This is a genomic window from Brevundimonas sp. RM1 (assembly GCF_052907225.1).
On sequence record NZ_JBRERY010000013.1, the window covers coordinates 1 to 24108 of the forward strand.

At 69.7% G+C, this 24108-nt stretch carries 25 protein-coding genes; 15 read left to right on the forward strand and 10 right to left on the reverse strand.

Features of this window, described 5'->3' with window-relative positions; all coding sequences use genetic code 11:
• Nucleotides 1–93 precede the first annotated feature (93 nt).
• The 11 genes from ctaD to ACU5AP_RS12000 all read left to right on the forward strand — a co-directional run bounded on the left by ctaD (nucleotide 94) and on the right by ACU5AP_RS12000 (nucleotide 10477).
• Nucleotides 94–1740: a cytochrome c oxidase subunit I gene (gene ctaD, locus ACU5AP_RS11950; protein WP_046652139.1), complete on the forward strand. Its 1647-nt coding sequence runs from the start codon at nucleotides 94–96 to the stop codon at nucleotides 1738–1740.
• 63 nt (nucleotides 1741–1803) lie between these two features.
• Nucleotides 1804–2781, forward strand: coding sequence for a heme o synthase (cyoE, locus tag ACU5AP_RS11955; RefSeq protein ID WP_003165977.1), 978 nt, complete (start codon nucleotides 1804–1806; stop codon nucleotides 2779–2781).
• A gap of 4 nt (nucleotides 2782–2785) precedes the next feature.
• Nucleotides 2786–3046, forward strand: a complete 261-nt coding sequence (locus tag ACU5AP_RS11960) for a hypothetical protein (RefSeq protein WP_003165976.1) — start codon at nucleotides 2786–2788, stop codon at nucleotides 3044–3046.
• A 5-nt stretch (nucleotides 3047–3051) separates the two neighbouring features.
• Nucleotides 3052–3627, forward strand: coding sequence for a cytochrome c oxidase assembly protein (locus ACU5AP_RS11965; protein ID WP_003165975.1), 576 nt, complete (start codon nucleotides 3052–3054; stop codon nucleotides 3625–3627).
• 42 nt (nucleotides 3628–3669) lie between these two features.
• Nucleotides 3670–4548 carry a cytochrome c oxidase subunit 3 gene (locus ACU5AP_RS11970; RefSeq protein WP_046652137.1) on the forward strand — a complete coding sequence of 293 codons (879 nt, stop codon included), beginning with the start codon at nucleotides 3670–3672 and terminating at the stop codon, nucleotides 4546–4548.
• Nucleotides 4545–4973 carry a DUF983 domain-containing protein gene (locus ACU5AP_RS11975; RefSeq protein ID WP_446681286.1) on the forward strand — a complete coding sequence of 143 codons (429 nt, stop codon included), beginning with the start codon at nucleotides 4545–4547 and terminating at the stop codon, nucleotides 4971–4973. Before ACU5AP_RS11970 ends, ACU5AP_RS11975 begins: the two co-directional genes overlap by 4 nt.
• Complete coding sequence (locus ACU5AP_RS11980; RefSeq protein ID WP_446681287.1) at nucleotides 4970–5695, forward strand: SURF1 family protein; 726 nt, start codon at nucleotides 4970–4972, stop codon at nucleotides 5693–5695. Before ACU5AP_RS11975 ends, ACU5AP_RS11980 begins: the two co-directional genes overlap by 4 nt.
• A 55-nt stretch (nucleotides 5696–5750) precedes the next feature.
• A complete protein-coding gene (locus ACU5AP_RS11985; protein WP_446681288.1) occupies nucleotides 5751–6965 on the forward strand; it encodes a M16 family metallopeptidase in 1215 nt (404 codons plus the stop codon).
• Between the two features lie 46 nt (nucleotides 6966–7011).
• Nucleotides 7012–7632 carry a GNAT family N-acetyltransferase gene (locus ACU5AP_RS11990; RefSeq protein WP_046652135.1) on the forward strand — a complete coding sequence of 207 codons (621 nt, stop codon included), beginning with the start codon at nucleotides 7012–7014 and terminating at the stop codon, nucleotides 7630–7632.
• Entirely contained in the window at nucleotides 7629–9302 is a 1674-nt protein-coding gene (locus tag ACU5AP_RS11995) for a putative bifunctional diguanylate cyclase/phosphodiesterase (RefSeq protein WP_003165967.1), read from the forward strand. The genes ACU5AP_RS11990 and ACU5AP_RS11995 overlap by 4 nt, the downstream gene beginning before the upstream one ends.
• Nucleotides 9303–9481: 179 nt before the next feature.
• Entirely contained in the window at nucleotides 9482–10477 is a 996-nt protein-coding gene (locus ACU5AP_RS12000) for a serine hydrolase domain-containing protein (protein WP_313391984.1), read from the forward strand.
• 16 nt (nucleotides 10478–10493) lie between these two features.
• On the opposite strand, the gene ACU5AP_RS12005 is transcribed toward ACU5AP_RS12000, so the two are convergent.
• The gene (locus ACU5AP_RS12005; protein WP_003165965.1) at nucleotides 10494–11063 is read right to left on the reverse strand and encodes a YqgE/AlgH family protein; all 570 of its coding nucleotides are present in this window, start codon (nucleotides 11061–11063) and stop codon (nucleotides 10494–10496) included.
• Between the two features lie 134 nt (nucleotides 11064–11197).
• On the opposite strand from ACU5AP_RS12005, the gene ACU5AP_RS12010 reads away from it, so the two are divergent.
• Nucleotides 11198–11686: a peroxiredoxin gene (locus ACU5AP_RS12010; protein WP_088410358.1), complete on the forward strand. Its 489-nt coding sequence runs from the start codon at nucleotides 11198–11200 to the stop codon at nucleotides 11684–11686.
• 23 nt (nucleotides 11687–11709) lie between these two features.
• A complete protein-coding gene (locus ACU5AP_RS12015; protein WP_128720635.1) occupies nucleotides 11710–12129 on the forward strand; it encodes a very short patch repair endonuclease in 420 nt (139 codons plus the stop codon).
• On the opposite strand, the gene ACU5AP_RS12020 is transcribed toward ACU5AP_RS12015, so the two are convergent.
• From ACU5AP_RS12020 to ACU5AP_RS12040, 5 genes are all read right to left on the reverse strand, one after another.
• The gene (locus tag ACU5AP_RS12020) at nucleotides 12126–14012 is read right to left on the reverse strand and encodes an ATP-binding protein (protein ID WP_223850891.1); all 1887 of its coding nucleotides are present in this window, start codon (nucleotides 14010–14012) and stop codon (nucleotides 12126–12128) included. The two genes, ACU5AP_RS12015 and ACU5AP_RS12020, sit on opposite strands and share 4 nt — an antisense overlap.
• Before the next feature lie 65 nt (nucleotides 14013–14077).
• On the reverse strand, nucleotides 14078–15115 hold the full coding sequence (locus ACU5AP_RS12025) for a quinone-dependent dihydroorotate dehydrogenase (protein WP_128720633.1): 1038 nt from the start codon (nucleotides 15113–15115) through the stop codon (nucleotides 14078–14080).
• Between the two features lie 2 nt (nucleotides 15116–15117).
• Nucleotides 15118–15471 carry a DUF952 domain-containing protein gene (locus ACU5AP_RS12030; RefSeq protein ID WP_128720632.1) on the reverse strand — a complete coding sequence of 118 codons (354 nt, stop codon included), beginning with the start codon at nucleotides 15469–15471 and terminating at the stop codon, nucleotides 15118–15120.
• Nucleotides 15468–15962: a SixA phosphatase family protein gene (locus ACU5AP_RS12035; protein ID WP_046652130.1), complete on the reverse strand. Its 495-nt coding sequence runs from the start codon at nucleotides 15960–15962 to the stop codon at nucleotides 15468–15470. Before ACU5AP_RS12035 ends, ACU5AP_RS12030 begins: the two co-directional genes overlap by 4 nt.
• A gap of 10 nt (nucleotides 15963–15972) precedes the next feature.
• Nucleotides 15973–16743, reverse strand: a complete 771-nt coding sequence (locus tag ACU5AP_RS12040; RefSeq protein ID WP_076223677.1) for a class I SAM-dependent methyltransferase — start codon at nucleotides 16741–16743, stop codon at nucleotides 15973–15975.
• Nucleotides 16744–16846: 103 nt separating this feature from the next.
• Here ACU5AP_RS12040 and gloB point away from each other — a divergent pair, with 103 nt between their 5' ends.
• Together gloB and ACU5AP_RS12050 are read left to right on the forward strand one after the other, a co-directional pair.
• Entirely contained in the window at nucleotides 16847–17578 is a 732-nt protein-coding gene (gene gloB, locus ACU5AP_RS12045; RefSeq protein WP_046652128.1) for a hydroxyacylglutathione hydrolase, read from the forward strand.
• A 42-nt stretch (nucleotides 17579–17620) separates the two neighbouring features.
• On the forward strand, nucleotides 17621–18508 hold the full coding sequence (locus ACU5AP_RS12050) for an SDR family NAD(P)-dependent oxidoreductase (protein ID WP_446681289.1): 888 nt from the start codon (nucleotides 17621–17623) through the stop codon (nucleotides 18506–18508).
• 4 nt (nucleotides 18509–18512) lie between these two features.
• Here the strand turns inward: ACU5AP_RS12050 and ACU5AP_RS12055 are convergent, their stop codons facing one another.
• The 4 genes from ACU5AP_RS12055 to ACU5AP_RS12070 all read right to left on the reverse strand — a co-directional run bounded on the left by ACU5AP_RS12055 (nucleotide 18513) and on the right by ACU5AP_RS12070 (nucleotide 24066).
• The gene (locus ACU5AP_RS12055) at nucleotides 18513–20795 is read right to left on the reverse strand and encodes an ABC transporter permease (protein ID WP_446681290.1); all 2283 of its coding nucleotides are present in this window, start codon (nucleotides 20793–20795) and stop codon (nucleotides 18513–18515) included.
• A complete protein-coding gene (locus tag ACU5AP_RS12060; protein ID WP_446681291.1) occupies nucleotides 20792–21844 on the reverse strand; it encodes an HlyD family secretion protein in 1053 nt (350 codons plus the stop codon). Before ACU5AP_RS12060 ends, ACU5AP_RS12055 begins: the two co-directional genes overlap by 4 nt.
• Nucleotides 21845–21855: 11 nt before the next feature.
• Nucleotides 21856–23331, reverse strand: coding sequence for a TolC family protein (locus ACU5AP_RS12065; RefSeq protein ID WP_446681292.1), 1476 nt, complete (start codon nucleotides 23329–23331; stop codon nucleotides 21856–21858).
• Nucleotides 23332–23499: 168 nt separating this feature from the next.
• Nucleotides 23500–24066 carry a DUF3035 domain-containing protein gene (locus ACU5AP_RS12070; RefSeq protein ID WP_446681293.1) on the reverse strand — a complete coding sequence of 189 codons (567 nt, stop codon included), beginning with the start codon at nucleotides 24064–24066 and terminating at the stop codon, nucleotides 23500–23502.
• Between the last annotated feature and the right edge of the window lie 42 nt (nucleotides 24067–24108).

Consider the following 24108-nt stretch of genomic DNA (forward strand, 5'->3'; position numbering starts at 1 on the left):
CGCCCCGACCGACGCCGCGCCTGCGGCCCCCGCAACCGCCGCCGCGCCCGCCGCGCCGGCCGCTCAGTAAGAGAGACGCGAGAGCCCAGACCCATGGCCACCGCTGCTGTTCACGATTCACACGACCATAAGCCGGGCTTCTTCACCCGCTGGTTCCTGTCGACCAACCACAAGGACATCGGGATTCTGTACCTGGTGTTCGCCATCTTCACCGGCCTTGTCGGCGGCGCCCTGTCGGGCCTGATCCGCTGGGAACTGGCCGAGCCGGGCATCCAGCTGTTCAAGGAAGGCACGATCATCCAGCAACTGGGGATCGTCGAGGCGTCCAAGCATGGCTACAACGTCACGGTCACGGCCCACGCCCTGATCATGGTGTTCTTCGTCGTTATGCCCGCGACGATGGGCGGTTTCGGCAACTACTTCATCCCGATCATGATCGGGGCGCCGGACATGGCCTTCCCGCGCCTGAACAACATCTCGTTCTGGCTGATCTTCTTCGCCTTCGTGCTGCTGGTGCTGTCGATGTTCGTCGACGGCGGGCCGGGCCGCGGCTTCGGCGGGGGATGGACCTCCTATCCGCCGCTGTCGACCATGGGCCACACGGGACCGTCGTTCGACCTGGCGATCTTCTCGCTGCACGTCGCGGGCGCCTCGTCGATCCTGGGCGCGATCAACTTCATCACCACCATCTTCAACATGCGCGCGCCGGGCATGACCCTGCACCGCATGCCGCTGTTCGCCTGGGGCGTGCTGATCACGGCCTTCCTGCTGCTGCTGTCGCTGCCGGTTCTGGCGGGCGCCATCACCATGTTGCTGACCGACCGTAACTTCGGCACGTCGTTCTTCGATCCGGCCGGCGGCGGCGACCCGGTGATGTACCAGCACCTGTTCTGGTTCTTCGGCCACCCCGAAGTGTACATCATGATCCTGCCGGGCTTCGGCATGATCTCGCACATCGTCTCGACCTTCTCGAAGAAGCCGATCTTCGGCTACCTCGCGATGGCCTACGCCATGGTCGCCATCGGCTTCATCGGCTTCATCGTGTGGGCGCACCACATGTATACGGTCGGCATGAGCGTGAACCTGCGCGCCTACTTCGTGGCCGCGACCATGATCATCGCCGTGCCCACGGGCGTGAAGATCTTCAGCTGGATCGCCACCATGTGGGGCGGCTCCATCACCTTCAAGGCGCCCATGCTGTGGGCGATGGGCTTCATCTTCCTGTTCACCGTCGGCGGCGTGACCGGCGTGGTCCTGTCGAACGCCGGCATCGACTACAGCCTGCACGACACCTACTACGTCGTGGCGCACTTCCACTATGTGCTGTCGCTGGGCGCCATCTTCTCGATCTTCGCGGCCTTCTACTACTGGTACGAGAAGATGTTCGGGGTGAAGTACAACGAGTTCCTGGCTCAGGCTCACTTCTGGATCATGTTCGTGGGCGTGAACCTGGTGTTCTTCCCGCAGCACTTCCTGGGTCTGCAGGGCATGCCGCGTCGCTACGTCGACTATCCGGAAGCCTTCACCTACTGGAACCACGTCTCGTCGGTCGGCTATCTGATCACCATCATCGGCGTGGGCGTGTTCCTGGTGCTGCTGGTGGAATCCGCCATCCGTCGCCGCAAGGCCGAGGCCAACCCGTGGGGCGAAGGCGCCACCACGCTGGAGTGGACCCTGTCCTCGCCGCCGCCGCACCACCAGTTCAACGAACTGCCGGTGGTCAAGGCGGACAACCACTGATCCGTATCGGATAGACTCGGAGAGGCCGCCCTTCCGTAACCGGAAGGGCGGCCTTCGCGCTTTATGACCATGATCGAACGCCCCGCCCAAGAAACGCCCCTCGTCACCACGGCCCAGCCGGAAGACTTCTTCCAGTTGTTGAAACCGCGCGTCATGTCGCTTGTGGTGTTCACAGCGGTGACGGGCCTGGTCGTGGCGCCGGGACAGCTGAGCTGGGTCAACGCCGTCATCGCCGTTCTATGCATCGCCATCGGCGCCGGGGCGGCGGGCGCGCTGAACATGGCGGTCGAGGGCGAGACCGACGCCCTGATGCGTCGCACGCGCGGACGCCCGGTCGCGGCCGGACGCGTGCGCAAGAACGACGCCATCGCCTTCGGCATGGTGCTGTCGATCTTCTCGGTCATGCTGCTGGGCATGACGACCAATTGGCTGGCGGGCGGCCTGCTGGCCCTGACCATCGTCTACTACGCCTGGCTCTACACCCTGGTGCTGAAGCGCCGCACGCCCCAGAACATCGTCATCGGCGGCGCGGCCGGGGCCTTGCCGCCCGTGATCGGCTGGGCGGCGGTGACGGGCGACGCGCCGTGGCAGGCCTGGCTGCTGTTCCTGATCATCTTCATGTGGACGCCGCCGCACACCTGGGCCCTGACCCTCTATTCGGCCGGCGACTACGCCAAGGCGGGCATTCCGATGATGCCGGTGGCGCGCGGAGCCAAGTCCACCCGTCTGCAGATCATGCTCTACAGCCTGGCCTTCGTGCCCGTGGCGATTGCGCCCGCCTTCACCGGCCTGGGCGGCCCCATCTATCTGGTGGTCTCGGTCGCGGGCGGCTTGGGCTTCCTGGCCCTGGCCTTCCGCCTGTGGCGTTCGCGCGCCGGCGATCAGCCCGACAAGGCCGAGGCCGTGGGGCGAGAGGCCGCATTGTATGACGTCCGGGCCGAGGCCAAACCGGCCCGCAACCTGTTCGCCTTTTCGATCTTGTACCTGATGGCGTTGTTCTCGGCCCTGTTGGTCGAGCATCTGTCGGGCGTCGGAGTCTGAAGCCATGTCCAACCTCCAGTACCTGAAGCTGAACGATGAACAGGTTCGTGCGCGCAAGCGTCGCAACGTGGCCATCGCCCTGGGCCTGCTGGCCTTCATCGCCCTGGTCTACACCGTGACGGTGTCGCGCATGCACGCCAACAACCAGGCGCGACATGAAGCCGAGGCGGCGGCCCTGGCCACGCTGGAGAGGGCCGATCCGGCCCTGCCGGCGCCGGTCCAGCCGGACGCACCCGTTCCCGCGCCCGCAACCCAGGAGCCTTGAGGGCCGTGAAGAACAAGAATTCGGTCGCGCTGCTGTGCGCGGCCTTGGTCATTTTCATGACGGGCGCGGCCTTCGCCGCCGTGCCGCTGTACCGGCTGTTCTGCCAGGTCACGGGCTTTGACGGCACGACCATGAAGGCCGAGGCGGCGCCGACCGAGATACTGGATCAGGAAGTCCTGATCCGCTTCGACACCAACGTCCGCGACCTGCCGATGACCTTCAAGGCCGAGCAGTTCAGCCAGAAGGTCCGCATCGGCGAGACGGGCATGGCCTATTTCGAAGTGACCAACACCTCGAACCAGACGATCCACGCCACGGCGGCCTATAACGTCGTGCCAGAGCGGGCCGGTCCGTACTTCCAGAAGCTGCAGTGCTTCTGCTTCGAAGGGCAGGAGATCGCGCCGGGCGCGACCGTTTCCTTCCCGATGCAGTATTTCGTCGCGCCCGAGATGGCGACCGACGCCGAGGTGAAGGGGGTGCGCGAAATCACCCTCAGCTACACCTTCTTTCCAACCAAAGGCTTTCAGCAGGCCGTTGCGAACGACTCTGCTGTTGGCAAAGCCGGAGAGCGGGGGCTATAGCCCTCTTCAAACGACTCTCGCCTTAATTCAGAGACCTTGGGAATGGCTGACGCTCACGCGAAACCGCAACACGACTACCATCTGGTCGATCCGAGCCCCTGGCCGCTGATCGCCTCCTTCTCCGCCTGCATCATGTTCGTGGGCGCCGTGATGTGGATGAAGGGCCTGTTCGGTCTGCCGGAAGGCACCAAGTGGCTGTTCTTCGCCGGCCTCGCGGGCGTGCTGTTCACGATGTACGGCTGGTGGGCCGACGTCATCAAGGAATCCAAGAAGGGCGACCACACCCCGGTCGTCGGCATCGGCCTGCGCTACGGCATGGTGCTGTTCATCGCGTCGGAGGTGATGTTCTTCGTCTCCTTCTTCTGGATGTTCTTCGACATGGCGATCTTCAACGAAGCGCGCACGATCATCCCGGAAGTCGGCAACTGGGCCGACACGGCGACCGCCTGGCAGACCTGGCCGCCCAAGGGCGTCGAGCTGCTGGATCCGTGGAGCCTGCCGCTCATGAACACGGTCATCCTGCTGCTGTCGGGCACGACCCTGACCTGGGCGCACCACGCCCTGATCGGCGGCGACCGCAAGGGCGCCAAGCTGGGCCTGCTGATCACCGTCCTGCTGGGCGTGCTGTTCACCGGCGTTCAGGCCTATGAATATTACCACATCCTGCACGGCCACCTGTTCTTCAGCGAAGAAGCGGCCCAGTCGAAGCTGTACGGCTCCATCTTCTTCATGACGACGGGCTTCCACGGCTTCCACGTCCTGGTCGGCACCATCTTCCTGGCCGTCTGCCTGCTGCGTCTCTACGCCGGTCAGATGACCCCGCAGAAGCACTTCGGTCTCGAAGCCGCCGCCTGGTACTGGCACTTCGTCGACGTGGTGTGGCTGTTCCTCTTCGTCTTCATGTACGTCGTCTTCGGTTGATCGAACGCGACGAACAAATCGAGCTTTCGTCGGCGCGGGGCCCTAAGCCCCGCGCCGATTTGCTTGTCTGGCCCGCCGTTCGCGCGGGGCTGATGGGGCGCTGTCCGGCCTGCGGGCGCGGGCCTCTGTTCCAGGGCTTCCTGAAGCGCCGCGCTGTCTGCGAGGCCTGCGGCTATGACCTGGGCGCGGTCGAGACGGGCGACGGCGCGGCCACCTTCGTCATGCAGATCGCGGGCTTTCTGGTCGGCTTCTCCGCCCTGGCCGTCGAGATCGCCTGGAGCCCGCCGATCTGGCTGCACCTGATCATCTGGTTGCCGCTGGTGGCGGTTCTGGCCGTGGCCTTGATGCGGCCGGGCAAAGGGCTGATGACGGCCCTGCAGATGCTGCGCCAGCGCGGCGCCGATTCCCACCGAGAGACCCGATGACCGTCGCCGCCCGGCCTCGCTTTCCCATCATCCTGACCGTGATCGCCGTCCTGCTGTTGGGCGCCCTGCTGACGCTGGGCGTGTGGCAGGTGCAGCGGCTGCAGTGGAAGCTGGACCTGATCGACAAGGCCGAGGTCGCTGCGACCCAGGCGCCGCTTCCCCTGGCCGAAGCCCTGGCGCTGGAGGATCCCGAGTTCCGCCAGGTGGTCGTGACCTGCCGCGGCCTGAACGCGGCGCCCTTCGTCGAGCTTCAGAGCATCGAGGACGGCGACGCCGGGGTGCGGCTGATTTCGGCCTGTCCGGTCGAGGGGCGGGGGACGGTGCTGATCGACCGCGGCTTCCTGCCCGCCGAGACCGTCGAGCGTCCGGCCGTGCAGGCCGAGGCCGCCATGCCGGTCGTCATCGCGGGCGTGGTGCGCCAGGCGCCCGCTCCCAACGCCATGACCCCGCCGCCCTCGGGCAAGCTCTTCTACGGTCGCGACCGGGCGGCGATGGCTCAGGCCCTGGGCGTGACGGGGGCGGTGTCGTCCTACACCGTCTATGCCACCACCTCGGCCAATCCTGAACTGACGGCGTTGCGGCCGGTGGCGCCGCCCGCCGCCTTCAGCAACAACCACCTGGGCTACGCCCTGACCTGGTTCGGCCTGGCGATCACCCTGGTCGTCTTCTATGCGGCCCTGCTGCTGCGCCGCTATCGCCCCACGCCTTCCAAGGATCGCTGACCTGACTGCTCGTCTTCACACCCTGTCCAACGGCGTGCGCGTCGTGTGCGACCCCATGCCCGGACTGCGCACCATCGCCGTGACCGTGGCCGTCAACGGCGGCGCCCGCATGGAAGACGAAGCGCGTTCCGGCTGGTCGCACCTGCTGGAGCATCTGGTCTTCAAGGGCGCGGGCGACATGGGCGCGCGCGAGATCGTCGAGCGCATCGAGGCAGAGGGCGGCTCGATCAACGCCGCCACCGGCTATGAGCGCACCAGCTTCGACGTGCGCGCCCTGAAGGGCAGCCTGCCGCTGGCCATGCAGGTGCTATCCGACCTGGTGTTTCGCCCGACCCTGTCGTCCGAGGAGATCGAGCGCGAGAAGGACGTGGTGGCGCAGGAGATCGCCGAGGCCTTCGACACCCCCGACGATCATGTGTTCGAGATGGCCCAGACCCAGGCCTTCGCCGGCCAGGCCCTGGGGCGGCCGATCCTGGGCTCGATCGCCAGCCTGGCGCCCGCCGACCAGGCGGCCGTGGCCGACTGGCGCGCGCGCCTCTATTCGCCCGACCACATGGTGGTGTCGGTGTCCGGCGCGGTCGACGAGGCCGAACTGCTGACCCTGGCCGAGGCCTGGTTCGGCCAGGCGGTCGCCGCGCCGCATGAACCGACGGCGCCGGCCGTCTTCACCGGCGGCGAGGCGAAGCTGGCCCGCAAGATCGAACAGGCCAATCTGGTCTTCCAACTGCCGAGCCTGGGCGTGCGCGATCCGCGCCAGCCGGCCCTGCGCCTGTTCACCGAAATCCTGGGCGGGGGCATGGCCTCGCGCCTGTTCCAGAGCGCGCGCGAGGATCGGGGCCTGGCCTACGCCATCGACGCCTATCACGAGACCTATGACGAACTGGGCGTGCTGGGCGTCTACGCCGGGGCGGCGGCCGAGCGGTCGCTGGAGCTGGCCGAACTGTGCGCCGCCGAAATCCTCGACCTGGCCGACAAGGGGCCGACGGAGGCGGAGCTGGCGCGGGCCAAGGCCGTGCTGAACGCCAGCCTGTGGATGGCCGACGAAAGCCCGGCCAGCCGCTCGGGCCGTCTGGCGGGGCAGACGCTGGCGTTCGGCGCGCCCGTCTCGTCGGAAGAGAGCGCCGCCCGCATCGAGGCGCAGACGGCGCAGGATCTGCGCGCGGTGGGCCAGGCCATGACGAGCCAGGGACTGGCGGCGACGGCGATTCTGGGGCCCAAGGCCGCGGGCGGGGCGGGGCGCGTCTTCCGCCAGCGGATGGCGGCGGGCTGATCGCGGCCTGCTGACGCCGAGATCGCTTCGCGCTATCGTCTGCCCCATGGCCCTGTTCGATTGGATGGCCGAGGCGACCGGACCGGTCCTGAACGGGCAGGGGGTTCTGCTGCGCCCGCCGCGCCCTGCGGACTATGTGGCGTGGGCCTCCCTGCGTGAGGAATCGCGCGACTATCTGCAGCCGTGGGAGCCGGCCTGGGCCGAGGACGATCTGACCCGCGCCGCCTATCGCCGCCGCCTGGGCGTCTATGCGCGGGAGATGGAGCAGGGCACGGCCTGGCCCCTGTTCGTGTTCGATCAAGCCGACGAAGCGCTGCTGGGCGCCATCACCCTGTCCAACATCCGGCGCGGCGTGGCCGAGACGGGCACCCTGGGCTACTGGATCGGCCGCCCCTATGCCGGACAGGGCGTCGGCACGGCGGCGGCGCGAGCCATGTTGGGCCACGCCTTCAGCGCTCTGGGGCTGCATCGGGTCGAGGCCGCCTGCGTGCCGACCAACCACGCCTCGCGCCGCGTTTTGGAAAAGTCGGGCTTTCGGCAGGAAGGCGTGGCCCGTGCTTATTTGAAAATTAACGGCCGGTGGGCAGACCATCTGCTGTTTGGCGTTCTGCGTGATGAGTTCGCCGTCGGCGTCGCCCCTTCAGTCAGAGTATCGGACCCGTCTTGAGCACACGATCCAGAGCCCTGACGTGGGATCCGACCACGGCGATCGAAGCCCTCGCCGCGGCCGACGCCGCCCTATGGATCTGGACGCCCGCCGAGGATCAGATCCGCTTTACGGGGGCCACCCGGCCGCTGGGTCTGGGGCCGCTGGCGCCGCAATGCTCGGGCGCGGCCTTCACCGCCCTGGCCATGCCTCAGGACCGCGCCCTGGCCGATCGTCTGCTCAAGCCTCAGGCCGAGGGGACGGAGATCGCCGTGCGCCTGCGGATGCGCGGTTGCGAGACCTGCCTGTGGCGCGGCGTCTGGCTTGAGGACGGCTTGCGCGCGGCGGGCATCGTCGCGCTTGAAACCAAGTTCGCGGGCGCTGATCGCGACGCGCTGACGGGCCTGCTGGATCGACGCACCTTCCTGGTCCGCGTGGCCGAGACCCTGGCGGCGGCGGGCGACTATGAGATGGTGGTGGCCGACCTGGACCGGCTGCGTCGCCTCAACGAGGCCCTGGGTCATGAGCGCGCCGATCTGGTGCTGTCGGCCCTGGGCTCGCGTCTGTCGGCGGCCTTTTCCGAGGATTGCGCCCCGGCCCGCATCGGCGAGGACGAGTTCGCCGTCCTGGTGCGGCGCGGCGGCAGCGGGGCCAGCGGCAGCGAACGCCTGCGCGAGGCGCTGGAGCAGCCTCTGCGGCTGGCGGGCTTCGACATCTATCCGACCCTGTCCATCGGCGCCGTGACGGCCGAGGGCGGACCGGACGCGCCGGACGCCGCCGAGCTTCTGCGGCGGGTCGAACTGGCGGTGGAACAGGCCAAGCAGGCCGGGCGCGGCGGCGCGGCGGCCTATGGCCGGGCGCTGGAGACCGACAGCCTGTCGCGCCTGGCGCTGGAGGCGGACCTGCGCAACGCCTTCGTGCGCGGCGAGATCGAGCCCTTCTTCCAGCCGATCGTCAATCTGAACAGCGGCGCCGTGGCGGGCTTCGAGGCCCTGGCGCGCTGGCGCCACCCCCGGCGCGGCCTGGTGCCGCCGGACGAGTTCCTGACCCTGGCCGATGAAATGGGCCTGATGAACGAACTGGGCCTGCTGATGATGACCGAGGCGGCGCGTCAGCTGGCCGAATGGCTGCAGCGCCACCCCGGCGCCGGGCGGCTGTTCTGCAGCGTCAACCTGTCGGTGGGCGAGATCGAGCGCGCCCATCTGGTCGAGGACGTGGCCCGCATCATCAAGGAGGCGGGCCTGCCGCGCGGCGCCCTGAAGCTGGAAGTCACCGAGGGCGACATCATGCGCGACACCGCGCGCGCCGCCGAGGTGCTGAAGGCCCTGCGCGAGGCGGGGGCCAGTCTGGCGCTGGACGATTTCGGCACGGGGTTCTCGTCCTTGTCCTACCTGGCCAAGCTGCCGTTCGACACGTTGAAGATCGATCGCTACTTCGTTCTGACGATGGACAAGGACGAAGGCTCGGCCAAGATCGTCAAATCCGTCGTCAACCTGGGTCGCGATCTGGCGCTGGAAGTGGTGGCCGAGGGGGTCGAGAACGCCTCCCTGGCGCAACTGCTGCTCGATGACGGCTGCCATTACGGCCAGGGCTTCGGCTACGCGCCCGCTCTGCCGGCCCAGGAGGCCGAGGTCTATCTGAACGAGTCCCTCGCCGACGGCGCGGCGCCGATCAAGGCGCGGTCCGGCTGACTTCAGCAAGCTGCAGGTGAGAAGATGCGGCCGTGTCGCGTCTCTTCGTATAAAATAGATTTGCTTCGGGCGTTAAAGGTGACGCCGGATAGGCTTTATCTAAGTTATTTGTAACTTGAACCTGTTGCTGTCGAACTGATTGATCGCCTCTTGTTCTTACATTCAGGGGCGCACAGTCGATGCGTTTACAAGGTGAGTCTCAAACGAACGAGCGCCTTGATGTCAGCTTTGAAAAGCTGAAAGGCGCCTCGTCGGCGCCGCTCGCCGTCGGCGTACAGGATGGGGCCAGGCTCTGTTTCGCCGCCTTCCCCGATCATGAAATCGACCGACGGTTCGAGATCGGCTCCGTCACCAAGGTCTTCACCGGCTCCTTGCTGGGCGTCATGGTCGAAGCGGGAGACGTCGATCCCGAGGCGCCGGTGGATCATCTGTTCGGCAAGGCTCTGCCCTGGCCGGTCAGGCCGCCGACCCTGGTTGAGCTGGCCAGCCATCGCAGCGGACTGCCGAACACGCCCAAGCCCCTGTTCTGGCGCGAAAGCCTGGCCGCCCTGTCCCTGTCGGTGAAGGATCCGTGGCGCGGCGTGGATGCAGCGAAGTATCGCGCCATGCTCATGGCGGCGGTGAAACAGGCGCGGGTCGGCGAAGCGCCTCGGTATTCGAGCATGGGCGTCAGCCTGCTGGGCGACGCCCTGGCGCACGCCGCGGGGATGGACTTCGCCGATCTGCTGGATCAGCGCCTGCTCAGACCGCTGGGAATCCGACGCACGGACTTCCTGCGGCCGGAGGAAGAGCCCGATCTGGTGGCGATCAGCGTCAACGACTGGGATCGCCCCGTGCCCTATCTGCGCGACCAGATGGCGCCTGCGGGGATGCTGGCTTCCACGGTCGAGGATCAACTGCGTTTCCTGCGCGCCGCCTGGGGCGAGGGGCCGGACGAGATCGTCAAGGGCGTGCTCAGGGCTCAGACGCCTGTGGCCCAGATGGGCGCGGTCGCCATCGGCTATTGCTGGCTTCTGGCCCCGCACAAGGACGGAGAGGCCGCCTTCCACAACGGCGGGACATGGGGATCGCAGGCCGAGGTCGTCGTGGTGAAGGATCGACGGATCGCCGTCGCGGCCCTGTCCGCCAAACGCCGTCACACCGATGAGTTCGTCAGCGAGATGCTCGGAGCCTGAGGGCGTTCGACCGCCTTCAGGCCCGGCCGCTCTGGCTGGACAGGCGGGCGGCGTCGACGCCGAGCGCGGCCAGGGCGCGGCTCCATTTGGTGTCGTAGTCGGCGTCGAAGATCAGGGCCGGGTCGGCGTCCGTCGTCAGCCAGACGTTCTCGTTCAGCTCTTCCTCCAACTGCCCCTCGCCCCACCCGGCGTAGCCCAGCAGCAAGATGGCGCGGCTGGGGCCGTCCTCGGCGTCGGCCATGGCGGCCAGGGCGTCGCGGGTGCCGGTCAGGGCCAGGCCGTCGCCGAAGGTCAGGCTGGCGTCCTCGCTGGTCCAGTCGGCGGTGTGCAGGACGAAGCCGCGCTCGCGCTCGACCGGGCCGCCGATCAGCACCGAACGGTCGCGCGCGGCGTCGTCGACGGGGGTGTCCAGCTTTTCCAGAACCTCGGCCAGGGAGACGCCCGGCGCGGGCTGGTCCAGGCGCAGGCCCAGGGCGTGTTCGTCGTCGTGGGCGCAGATCAGGATGACGGCGTGGCGGAAGCGATCGTCGTCGATGCCCGGCATCGCCACCAGAAGACGCCCGGTCAGGGAGGAGAAGGCGGTCATGCCCCTATCATCGGGGCGGACGATGGCGGGCGCAAGCCATTCTCAAGGCCCACGCGCTTGGCGATCTCCTTACGGGTCTCTATCTGACTCCCATCGTCCTGGATCGTCCGGGCCGAACTCCCGGAGACCCCGACATGACCATCCAGATCGGCGACCGCATTCCCGACGCCACCCTGACGACCATGACGCCCGACGGCCCCAAGCCGGTCACGACGGCCGAGCTGTTCGGCGGCAAGACGGTCGCCTTGTTCGCCGTGCCGGGCGCCTTCACCCCGACCTGTTCGGCGCGCCATCTGCCGGGCTATGTCGACCATCGCGCCGATCTGGCGGGCAAGGGCGTGGACACGGTCGCCTGCGTCTCGGTCAACGACGCCTTCGTCATGGGCGCCTGGGCCAAGGCCAATGATCTGAACGGCGCCGACGACGTGGTCATGCTGGCCGACGGCAACGGCGACTTCACCCGCGCGGTGGGCCTGGCGCTGGACGCCAAGGGCTTCGGCATGGGCGAGCGTTCGCAGCGCTACTCCATGCTGGTCAAGGACGGCGTGGTCGACCAGCTCAACATCGAGCAGGGCGGCGAGTTCAAGGTCTCCTCGGCCGAGCACCTGCTGGCCCAGCTGTGACGACCCGCGTCGCTTATTGAACCATGGGCGACGTCTTCACCCCGGAAAAACGCAGCGCCGTCATGCGCCGGGTGAAGGGGCGCGACACCGCGCCCGAGATGAAGGTCCGGCGCCTGCTGCGGGGCGCCGGGATCGGCTATCGGCTGGGCGGCTGCGGCCTGCCTGGCCGACCCGATGTGGTGATGAAGGGGCGGCGCGTCGTCCTGTTCGTCCACGGCTGTTTCTGGCATGGCCATGACTGCCCGCGCGGGGCGCGCCAGCCCCGCTCCAACGCCGACTACTGGCTGGCCAAGATCGATCGCAACCGGGCGCGCGACGACCGCGTCACGGCGGAGCTGCAGGCGCAGGGCTGGCGCGTGCTGACCCTGTGGGAGTGCGAGCAGAAGGCGCCGGATTGGGGCGAGCGGCTGCTGGACGCGTTGCTGGAGAAGGCGACGACTTAGGCGACGGCCTGGGCGTCGATGTCCGCCTCGTCGGCCGCGCCCAGCACCTCGCTCAGGGCGGCCAACAGCACCGCCGGGGTCAACGGCTTGGCGACGAAGTGGTTCATGCCCGCGTCCAGGCAGGCGGCGATGTCCTCGGGCGCGGTGTCGGCGGTCACGGCGATGACGGGCGTCGCGACGTTCGGCCCATGGCCCGAGCGCAGGCGGCGGGTGGTTTCGCGGCCGTCCAGCTCCGGCATCCGCACATCCATGAAGATGACGTCGAAGACGCCGGATTCGCAGGCCTTCAGCGCGGCCAGGCCGTCCTCGGCCATGGTCAGCTCGCAGTCGAAGGCTTGCAGGATCACCTGAATGGCGCGGCGGTTGATGGCGTGATCGTCGACCACCAGCACTCTTAAGGGGCGTTCTGCGTCGCGCGGTGCATCCGTCTCAGTCATGACGGAGGGCGGCGTCGGGGCTGGAGCCAAGGTCGGGGCTGACGGCGGCATGGGCGCCCGTTCAGGCAGGCTGCGGACAGGGGGAGCGGCGACGAGGTCGGAGGCGAGCGCGGCGGCCTCTTCCACGCCTTCGGGCAGGGTCAGGGCGACAGTGAAGGTCGAGCCTTGGCCCGCCTGGCTGCGGACCGTCAGGCGGCCGCCCATCAGCTCGACCAGATCTCGACTGATCGCCAGGCCCAGCCCCGAGCCCCCGTAGCGTGCGGCGACGCCGTCGGTGGTCTGATCGAACGGGGTGAAGAGGCGGTCCATCTGACCGGCCGTCATGCCCGCTCCGGTATCGGCCACGTCGATCAGCAGGACATGCAGCCCGGCTTCATCACGCCAGGAGCGCAGCCGGATGGTGATGACGCCCGCATCGGTGAATTTGACGGCGTTGGAGATCAGGTTGTTCAGCACCTGGCGCAGGCGCATGGCGTCGCCCTGAACCACGCCCGGCATATAACGCGAGCCGTCCAGGCGCAGGCGCAGGCCCTTGGCCCTGACCGGGCCCTGCCACAGGCGGAAGGTGTGGTTGAGCAGGTCGCGCAGGTTGAAATCCCGTGTCTCGACCTTCAGGCGCCCGGCGTCGAGGCGGGCGTGGTCCAGCAGGTCGTCCAGCAGCCCCTTCATCATCAGCCCGGCGTCCTCGATCATGGCCGTCTGCTGGCGCGTCGCGGACGAGGGGGCGGCGACGCGCGTCAGTTCATGGGCGCCGGTCAGGATGGCGCCGATCGGGGTGCGCAGGTCGTGGGCGACGGCGGCCAGAAGAGCGCTGCGGCCGGCCATGACGCTCTCGGCCTGACGGCGCTTGCCGTCGGCTTCCTTCAGAGCGCGGGCTTCGGCTTCGCCGGCGGCGTGAAGGCGGCTGCGGGTCGTCAGGCAGAAGAAGATGAAGGCCACGACGCCGATGGCGACCGGCAGGATGAAGCGGCCCTCGACCCCCAGGCGGGCCATGAACAGCGGCGCCAAGGCCAGCACCGCCACCTGGGGCGCGACCGTCCAGAGGAAGACCCGCATATTGCCGGCCGAGGCGATGACCGAATTGATCGCGCCCGCCGCCAGAAGGGTGGTGGCGACTACGCCGCCGGGCAGACCGCCCATGATCCACAGCGGCACGGCGATGCTGGCGTAGACCCCGGCGTTGGCCGTGAGCGCCAGATCGCCCAGGGCGCCGCGCCAGCCCTGGGGCGCGGAGACCTGGCCGCGCGTCACGGGGGCGAAGGCGGCGGCCTCGGCCGCTTGCATCAGCAGATAGACCGCCAGCCAGCCCAGGCAGATGGGCAGGCCCAGGATAGGGCTGAACAACAGGGCGCAGGCCAACCCCACGACAAGCCGTTGGGGCAGCATCTTGTGCCGCTGTCGGATGGCGTAAGCCCACCCGTTCCGGGATGCGTCGGTCTGCGTCATGCGGCGTTCCGAACGGGCGATGGCGCCCCTCGGTTGCATCATGGCGACGGAGACCTAATGCTCCGTCAACGGCCGGAGGCGGTCGCCTCGGCCATGCTGGCGAAGCCGTCGGCGCGCAGACGGGCCGCCAGATCGCGCTTGATCCGGCCGACCATGCCCGGTCCCTCATAGATCAGGGCCGAATAGACCTGGACCGCCGAGGCGCCCGCCCGGATGCGGGCATAGGCGTCCGCGCCGTCGGCGATGCCGCCCACCGCGATCAGCGGCAGGCGCCCGCCCGCCGCCTCGGCCGCGGCCTCCAGCGCCTTCTGGGCGAAAGGTTTCAATGGAGCGCCCGACAGGCCGCCCGCCTCGCCCTTATAGGCGGACCGCAGGGAGGCGGGCCGCTCCAGCGTCGTGTTGGACACGATCAGGGCGTCGATGCGGTGGGCGATGGAGGCCTCGACGATCATGCCGATCTCTTCGCCGATCAGGTCGGGTGCGATCTTCAGGAAGACAGGCGCCCCGTCGGCGGGGCGGGCCTCATGAATGCGGCCCAGCAGGTCGTCCAGCGCCTCGCGGCCCTGCAGCGCGCGCAGGCCCGGCGTGTTGGGCGAGGAGATGTTGACGGTGAAATAGTCGGCCAGCCCCGCCAGTTGCCTCAGCCCCGCGACATAGTCGGCGGCCTTGTCTTCGGTGTCCTTGTTGGCGCCCAGGTTGGCGCCGATGGCCGTGCGGGTCGGACGCCGCGCCAGGCGGGCGGCGAAGGGCTCCAGCCCCTCGTTGTTGAAGCCCATGCGGTTGATGATCGCCCGGTCTTCGGCCAGTCGGAACAGGCGCGGCTTGGGATTGCCGGGTTGGGCGCGCGGCGTGACCGAACCGCACTCCACGGCGCCGAAGCCCAGGCGCGACAGGCCTTCCAGCGCCTCGCCGTTCTTGTCGAGGCCGGCGGCCAGGCCGACGGGGTTGGACATCTCCAGCCCGGCGATCGTGGTCTTCAGGATCGGATCGTCGGCGCCGGGCGCGGGCAGGGGCGTCATCTGCAGGGCGCGGATGGCCAGGCGGTGCGCGGTTTCCGGGTCGAGTTGGCGCAGCGCCCAGGCGCCGAGGTCGGTCAGGCTCATGTTCAGGCGGTCTCTTCGACGATCATGCGGCCGTCGGCCGTCACCGACAGGGCGCGGGCGGCGCGCGTCGCCGCGACGGGCAGGGGGCCGTAGATGTGGGGAAACAGGGCGCCGCCGCGCGACGGCTCCCAGATCAGGGCGTCGCCCAGGGTGGTCAGGTCGACCTCGACCAGCATCAGCTCGGTCTGGCCCGCGTAGTGTTTCGCCGCGGTGGCTTCCAACTGGTCGGCGGCCGACAGATGGATGTAGCCGTCGGCCACGTCCACGGGCGAGCCGTCGTAACGGCCCTCGGCCAGGGCGGCGCGCCAGTCGACGCGGCTCAGGATCTTGAAGGCGACGTCGGGCAGATCGGTCACGCCAGGGTCTCCGGCGTCAGCCAGCCTTCATAGGACGGGCGACCGGCGACATCGACGCTGAAGATCGCCGCCGCGCCGGTGGGGAAACCGCCGCTCATCTTGTCCAGCACCGAGGGCGAGGCGGCGCTCTCGATCAGATACTCGACCGCCAGCTGGTGCACGCCGGGGTTATGGGCGATCAGCAGCAGGCAGCCGGCCTGGTCCTCGGCCGCCTCGACCGCGCGGCGCAGCACGTCGGCGGGGGCGTTGTAGAGGGCGTCGGAGACGTGCAGCTCGACATCGCCGAAATGCTCGCTGACGCCATCCCAAGTGTCGCGCGTGCGCTGGGCTCCCGAGATCAGGGCCATGTCGGGCTTCAGACCCCGCTCGGCCAGGGCGCGGCCCATGGCGGCGGCGTCGCGGCGGCCGCGCTCGCTCAGGGGACGGGCCACGTCGCCGCCCGGCGCCGAGGCTTCGGCCTTGGCGTGACGCATCAGGATCAGTCTCTGCATGGCGAGGGCTTTACGGCTGTTTGCGTGCGGCGACCATAGGGTGCGCGGCGGACGCTTGATCGCGAGCGGCGGGCGAGGGGGTCAGGGCCGGGCGTCCGGCCAGCACGGCCTGGGCCGCGCCGCCGGGCTGCACGCGGGCGTAGGCCCTGCGCGAGGCTTCCAGCATGATCAGGCCCGCCGCGCCGGGAAAGAGCTTCGGCCCCACCTGCTCCAGACCGTCGGCCAGGGGCAGCATCGGCCGCCACGGCGGGACATAAAGGGCCTGCGACCAGGCGGCGGGCTCCAGTCCGACCTCGCGCACCAGCCGCTCCAACTGGCCGCGGGTGAAGGGGCGGCCGTGGCCGAAGGGGGTGGTTTCGGCGCGCGCCCACATGCCGCCGCGCGCCGCCGCCGCCAGGATGATGCGCCCGGCCGGGGCCAGGACGCGCACCGCTTCGGCCAGCAGCCCCTGCGGATCGTCGGCTTCCTCGAGGGCGTGGACCAGCAGGATGCGGTCGAACGTTCCGGCGGCGAAGGGCAGGCGCCGGTCGTCGACCAGGACGGTGCGGTTGCGTCCCGCCGCGGCCCACTGCTCGGCGCCCTGTCCGCCCGGCATGGCGGCGATCACCCGGCGCGCGCCGATGAAGCCGTCCAGCCAGGGCGTGGCGTAGCCCAGGCCCAGAACGTCGCAGTTGTTGGCCTCGCCCCAGGCGTCCTCCAGCCGTCGCGCCAGCATGCGCCGGGCCAGCGCGCCGGTCGGCTCGCCGTAGAAGGTGCGGAGATCGTCGATGCTGCGGCGCATGGGGGGCAGTATGGCTGAAAGTCTGCGCGACTTCATCCATTCTGGGCGGCGGAGGGTTCCTCTTCGCGTGGCTTAGGATAGGGTTTCGATAGGAGACCTCCCCATGACCCTGACCGTTCGCCAGTTTCCCTGTCTGTCCGACAACTACGGCTTCCTGATCCGCGATGAGGCGACGGGGCTGGTCGCCGCCGTCGACACGCCGGACGCCGAGGCCGTCCTGGCCGATCTGGAGGCGTCGGGCTGGGGGCGGTTGGATCTGATCCTGAACACCCACTGGCACGCCGATCACACCGGCGGCAACGAACGGCTGCAGGCCGAGACGGGCTGCGAGATCGCCGGGCCGGAAGAGGTGCGCCGCGCGGCGCCGCTGGATCACGTTCTGGTCGACGGCGAGGCGGTGCGCCTGGGTGAAACGACCTTCGATGTGGTGCTGTCGCCGGGTCATACCCTGGGCCATGTGGTCTATCATGCGGCGGAAGATGGGCTGGCCTTCGTCGGCGACGTCATCTTCGCCCTGGGCTGCGGGCGGCTGTTCGAGGGAACGCCGCAGCAGATGTGGGACAGCCTGAACCGCATCGCCGCCTGGCCCGAAGCGACGACGCTTTACTGCGCCCATGAATATACGGCCTCGAACGCCCGCTTCGCCCTGTCGCTGCCGGACGCCGATGAGGCGTTGAAGGCGCACGCCGAGGCCATCTTCGCCGCCCGTGAGCGCGGCGAGGCAAGCGTGCCGACCACGGTGGGGATCGAGCGTCGCTTCAACCCCTTCCTGCGCGCCCGCGACGCCGCCGACTTCGCCGAGCGCCGCGCCCTCAAGGACGGTTTCAAGGGCTAGGACGCCCGCCGGTTTTCCAGTCACCCATCATCGGAGATGTTCATGCAGTTGAAGGATCGGGTCGCCATCGTGACCGGCGCGGGCGGGGGGCTGGGCCGCTGTCACGCCCTCTATCTGGCCGGTCAGGGCGCCAAGGTCGTGGTCAACGACCTGACCGAGGCGGCGGCGCAGGGCGTGGCGGACGAGATCGTCGCGGCGGGCGGCCAGGCGATGGCGGCGGCGGGTTCCGTCACCGACGTCGACGCGGTCCAGGCCATGGTCGAGGCGGCGATGAAGGCCTGGGGCCGCATCGACATCCTGATCAACAACGCCGGCATCCTGCGCGACAAGAGCTTCTCGAAGATGAGCCTCGATGACTTCCGCCTGGTGGTGGACGTGCATCTGATGGGGGCGGCCATCTGCTCCAAGGCCGTGTGGGAGATCATGCGCGCGCAGACCTACGGCCGCATCGTCATGACGACCTCTTCGTCCGGCCTCTACGGCAATTTCGGCCAGGCCAACTATGGCGCCGCCAAGCTGGCTCAAGTCGGTCTGATGCAGACTCTGGCCATCGAGGGCGCCAAGCATAACATCAAGGTCAACGCCCTGGCGCCGACCGCCGCCACCCAGATGACGGCGGGCATCCTGTCCGAAGAGGTGCTGAAGGCGCTGGACCCGGCCCTGGTCAGCCCCGGCCTGCTGGCGCTGGTGGGCGAGGCCGCGCCGACGCGGGCCATCCTGTGCGCGGGCGGCGGGCATTTCGCCACGGCCAACATCACCCTGACGCCGGGCGTGCGGATCGGCGGGGGCGCGGATGCGGGCGAGCAGCTGATCGCGCGCTGGGCCGAGGCCACGAACCGCGAGGGCGAGACCGTGCCGGAGTTCGGCTTCCAGCAGGCGGCGCAGGAGATGGCCTCGGCGGGCGTGACGGCGCCGGTCGCTGCGGGATGAGCCTTCAGGCGCGGCGGCGGTCGTCGCCGCGCCACAGCCACAGGGCGCCGAAGACCAGCGCCAGGGCGACCAGCATCAGCGTCTGGGGCGCGACCTCGGCCAGGCTGGCGCCCATGGCGTTCATCCGCACGAAGGCCTGAACCGCCGCGGTCGAGGGCGACAGGTGCGCCAGCCAGACCAGCAGTTTGGGCATCATGAAGTGCGGCCAGGCCGCGCCCGCCAGGAAGAACAGCGGCGCTGACGTGCCGACCAGCACCTGCAACACCCGCTCATGCCGGTCGAACAGTCCGCCGAGCAGCAGGCCCAGCGCCGCAACCCCGGCCGAGAAGACCGGCGCCAACAGGATCACCCCGGCCATGTCGCCCGCGCGCGGATAGTCCTGAAGCCAGAAGACGAAGCCGAAATAGAACAGGCAGGACGCCGTGCCGATCGCGGTCAGCGCCAGCCACAGACCCAGCCGGGCGCTGCGCCGCAGGGGAGCGGCGCCGGTCTCGCGACGCAGGGCGGCGATGACGCCCGCGCCCAGCAGCAGGGTCTGTTGCAGGATGATCAGGCTGACGGCGGGCACGGCGTAGTCGCCATAGCCCTCGGTCGGGTTGAACAGGGAGACCTGTTTCAGGCTCGGCGCCAGCTTGGCCGCGCGGGCGGCCTCGGGCAGGCCCTCCAGCCGCGTCTCGGCGACATGGGCGGCGGCCGCCGCGACGGCCTTGCCGACCGAGGTGACGCGGACCAGATAGCCGCCGTTCAGCCAGACGGCCACGCCGTCGGGCGCGCCGCGCGCCAGATCGGCCTCGAACCGCTCGGGCAGGATGACGACGCCGTCGACCACGCCGCGCCGCATCAGGTCCGACGCCTCGGCGGTCGAGGGGATGACGGCGGCGACCTCGACCGCGTGGGAGGCGTTCAGGTCTTCGACCAGGGCGCGGGTCAGGGCGCTCTGCGTCGGCGTCACCACGGCGACCGGCAGGCCCGTCGCCGCCTGCCCGGCGTAGGCCGCCGGATAGTAGAAGGCGTAGAGGACCACGGCCAGGATCAGCAGGCTGCTGACCGGCCGGGCGCGCGGCAGGTTGCGGAAGGTCGCGATGAAGGCGGCGCCGACGCCCTGTTCGGGCAAAGGAAAGGCCAGCGCCTCGGCCTTGGGCGCGCGGCGGGCGCGCAGGCGGATCAGCACGACCGATGCGATCAGGGCGATCAGGGTGACGGCGCTGAGGATCGCCAGGTCGCGCCAGGCCCCGCCGGGCGCCGCGCCGGTCACCATCTGGCCGATCTGCAGCCGCAGATAGTGGGTGTAGGGCAGGATGTCGCTCCAGATCCGGGCGAAGCGCGGCCCGTGATCCAGCGGCAGGGTGCCGTTCGAGAAGGCGATGGCCGCGCCCGAATAGATGGCGGTGGCCGAGAAGGCCATGTCGACATCCCCCAGCAGGGCGACCAGCAGGGCCGACAGGGCGACGCTGACCGCCATCAGGGCGACCACGCCCAGCATCAGCAGGGGCAGCGACCCCGCCACGCCCCAGCCCCTGACCCCGCACAGCCAGCCGATCCAGGCCAGGCCCCACAGGGTGAAGACGACGAAGTGCGGCGTCAGCCGCCCGATCAGGGCAGCCGTGGTCCGCCCGCCGGTCTGCGCTCTGAACGTCTGGAACGACCCGCCCTGCATCAGCCGTCCGACCGCCAGCACCGCCGAACAGGCCGCCAGCAGGTGCAGCACGCCTGGCGCCAGCAGGCCGCCGAGGAACAGCTCGAAACTCAGCTGCGGATTGCCGATGATCGACACCTGGACGGCGGGCGGCTCCAACGCCGTGGCGGGCAGGCCCATCTGGCGCGCCCGTTCTTCCAGCCTCGGCGCGGCGGCCGAGGCGATGGCCGAGGACTGGCCCAGGGCCGACAGGGCGCCGACGGTCTGGAAGGCGCCGTTGAACGACACCGTCACCTGTTCCGGGCGGCGAAAGGCGCCTTCGGTGAAGCCTGAAGGGAAGTGGGCGATGCTGTAGACCTCGCCGCGCCGCATCAGGGCCACGGCCTCGTCCACTGTCGCCGGGGCGTGAGCCACGCGCACGCCAGGGCTGGCCTCCATGTTGCGGATGGCGGCGCGGCTGAAGGCCGAGTCATCCTGATCCACCACGGCGACCGGAGCCTGGCGGACCACGCCGGGCGCCAGCATGGCCGCGATCACGGCCAGCAGGATCAGCGGCAGGCCGAAGGCGACGAAGGCGTCCCACGGGCGGGTCGCCAGCCGCCGCGTCTCGTCCTGAACGGCCGCGAGGAAGACGGCCGCGCCGCGCGTCATCGCGACGACCAGTCGAACAGGACGCTCATGCCTGGCCGCAGGCCCTGGATCGGCCGGGCGGGCTTGGCCTTCACCTGGAAGCTGCGCACGTCATAGCCGCTGGACTGGCGGGTCGAGCGCCAGGTGGCGAACTCGCCCTGGGGGCTGATGGCGGTGACGCGGAAGGCGGCGCCCTTTAGGCCCAACGCGGGCACGTCGCCGCGCACGACGGCACCGATCTTCAGGTCGCGGAACTGGTCCTCGCGCACGCTGAAGGCGACCCAGGGATCGGCCGTGTCGACGATGGTGAAGACCGGCACCCCCGTCAGCACCAGTTCGCCGACATTGGCGAAGCGTTCGGACACCTCGCCGCCGTGCGGGGCGGTCAGGCGGGTCTCGCCTTGCAGGCTCTCGACCTCGGCGACGGCGGCGCGGGCGCCGCTGACGTTGGCGTCGGCGACGGACTTCTCCTGCGGGCGGGTTCCGGCCAGGGCCTTCAGATACTGCTGGCGAGCGGCCTCGGTCTGGGAGGCGGTGGCGGCGCGGGCGGCGACCGCCTCGTCGCGGCGCTGGGCCGAGATGACTCCCTCGGCGAACAGGTTCTCGGCGCGGCGGGCGGTCTGGTCGGCCAGGCGGGCCGTGGCCTGGGAGGCGCGCCAGATCGACTCGACCGTCCGGACGTCCTCGGCGCGGGCGCCCTCGCGGCTCATGGACTGGATGGCCTGCGTCGACTGTAGCAGGGCGCGGGCCTGGGCGTCCTTGGCCTCGACCTCGGGGCTGCTCATCAGGGCCAGTTCCTGCCCGGCCTTCACTTGATCGCCCTCGGCGGCCAGGAAGCGTTCGACGCGGCTGGGCACCTTGGTGGCGACGGTGAAGGTCTCGGCCTCGACCATGCCCTGCACCTGATCCGGCGCCGGGCGGGCGGCCAGGAACAGGCCCACGACGATGAAGGCGATCAGCAGGACCAAGCCCGCCGCGATGATCAGGGGCAGCGGCGAGCGGCGCGGCTTGGGCGGAGGCGCTTCGGCCGGCTGGGGCGGCGTATAGGCCGAGGAAGGCGTCTCGCTCATGGGGCGCTGATTCATGGGGCGCTGATCCGGTCGTCGCGTTGCAGATAGTCGTTCAGGGTCTGGTCGCTTCCCGCCGCCGCCAGCAGGGCCGACAGGCTGAGGTCGTACTCATAGGCCGCCGCCGCCCGTTGCAGCCGCGCCGTCCCCAGCAGGTTGCGGGCGTCGATGACCGAGGCGGCGGTCGCCTCGCCCTCGCGGAAGCCGACCTCCTGCACGCGCAGGTTCTCGCGCGCGGCCGCCAGGCTGCTGTCCATGGTCAGGAACTGCCGCCGCGCCAGCTCGACCTGGTTGTAGGCGCGCGTGACCAGCAGGCGGGCGTCGTCGCGGGCCTGGCGCTCGACCTCGCCGGCGGCCGAGGCCTGGGCGCGGGCGGCGCCGAGCATCCGCCGTCGGTCCAGCGATGACATCAGGGTGTAGCGGGCACCCAGCCCAAAGGCCCAGTCCGGCTCGGTCGGCAGGGCGTCGTCCGGGTTCATGTTGTAGGTGCCGAAGGCGTAGACCGACGGCTTCATCCGCGAGGCCGCCAGATCCGCTCCGGCCTCGGCCAGATCGCGCCCCGCCTGGGCTTGAACGAGGCGCGAATTCGACTGGCTCGCGCTGTCCAGGAAGACGGCGGCGGGGCCGACCGGATCGCGATTGACGAACAGAGGCGTGGTCGGGGTCACGCCTGTCTCGACGTCGGCGACGCGGGCCAGGGAGGCGACGGCGTTCTCATGCTCCAGCTCGGCGCGGTTGACCTGGCGCTGGGCGGCGTCGCGGGCGACCTCGACCTGAAGGGTTTGGGCGCGGCTGAGCATCCCTTCCTCTTCCATGCGGCGGGCGTTCTTCAGGTGCAGGTCGAAGCCGTCGCGGGTCTCCAGCGCGATCTTCAGCGCCTCGGCCGCCAGCACCTGGCCGAAATAGGCGCGGGCCAGGTTGACGCTCTCCAGGTTCAGGGCCTCCTGCCGCCGGGCCTCGGCCAGGTCGACATTGGCCGCCGCCGCCCGTCGCAGCGCGGGGATGGCCCCGCCGGTGTAGATCGGTTGCAGCGCCGTCACCGTCGGGCGGAAGGTCGTGTCGTCCACCTGCAGTCGGATGTCGTGGGGCAGGGCGGCGAAGATCTCCGGCAGGGCGGCCTCAAGTCGCTGGCCCACCGCGTTCAGCACGTCGCCCGGCACGCCCGGCAGGTCCGAAATCAAGCCGGGGATGGCGGCGCCGAGGTCGGACTGGGCGCGGTCCAGCGCGTCCGACAGCGACAGGTCGAAGGTCTTGCGATAGCGGATCAGCTGGGCGTCCAGCGACACCGTGGGCCGGTTCAGCCCGGCGGCGACTTGGGCCTGGGCCTCGGCGGCCTCGACCCCGTAGCCGGCGGCGCGCCCCAGGCTGGAGGTCGTGCGCAGCCGCGCCTCGGCCTCGGCATAGGTCAGGGGCGTGCGCGGCGTCTCGGCGGCGGCTTGCGTCTGAGCCAGGGCGGGGGGCGCGCAGGCCGTCAGAACGCCCGCAGCCAAGGCGACACGCCATCCGTTCCAAGCCCTAGCCATCGCTTCAACCCCGCAACCAGCTGTGAACAACGATCCTGAAGCGCGGCCGTTGCGTCAAGCAAGCGCGCCAATTGCAAAGGGCGCGCTCGCCGTGACGAACGCGCCCCCTTGGCTGAAGATGCAGCCTGTCCGGTCTTAGAGGCCCGGCAGCTTGAAGCGGCCGTCGCGGCGGGGGGCGATGGTGATGCCCTCGCGACCGCCGGTCAGGGCGTCCAGACGCGCGCGCTCGCTGGCGGCGTCGATGGTCTTGCCGCCTTCCGAGGTCTGGCTGACGGTTGCGGCCTGGCTGGCCGGATCGTCCTTGCGCCAGAACATGATGCGGTTGGCCCAGCTTTCTTCCTTGTGCGCCAGGCTGCCGAATTCGTCGTCGACGACGTAGCGAGCCAGCGGATCGGCGCGGTCAGCGCCGGCCTCGGCGGCCAGAATCTGTTCGCCCGGAGTGCGGGTCACGGCCTGGCGCTGACCCAGCAGAATCTGGCGGGCGGCGCTTTCAGGAGCCAGCTCCTGCGGGCGCGGGGCGCCGGGCGAAGGCGGGGTGAGGCCGTATTCCGGCGGCACCACCAGGGGGGCGCTGGCCACGGTGACGAATTCGTCCGGCACGACCTTGGACAGGCCGATGCTCTGCTTCATCGATCCGCAGGCGCTCAGGCTGAGGGCCGCGCCGGCGGCCAGGGTCACGATCAGGACGGGACGGATACGCATGGGTCGTTCGGCTCCGGGAGGCGCGCCGCACGGGCGCAGGCT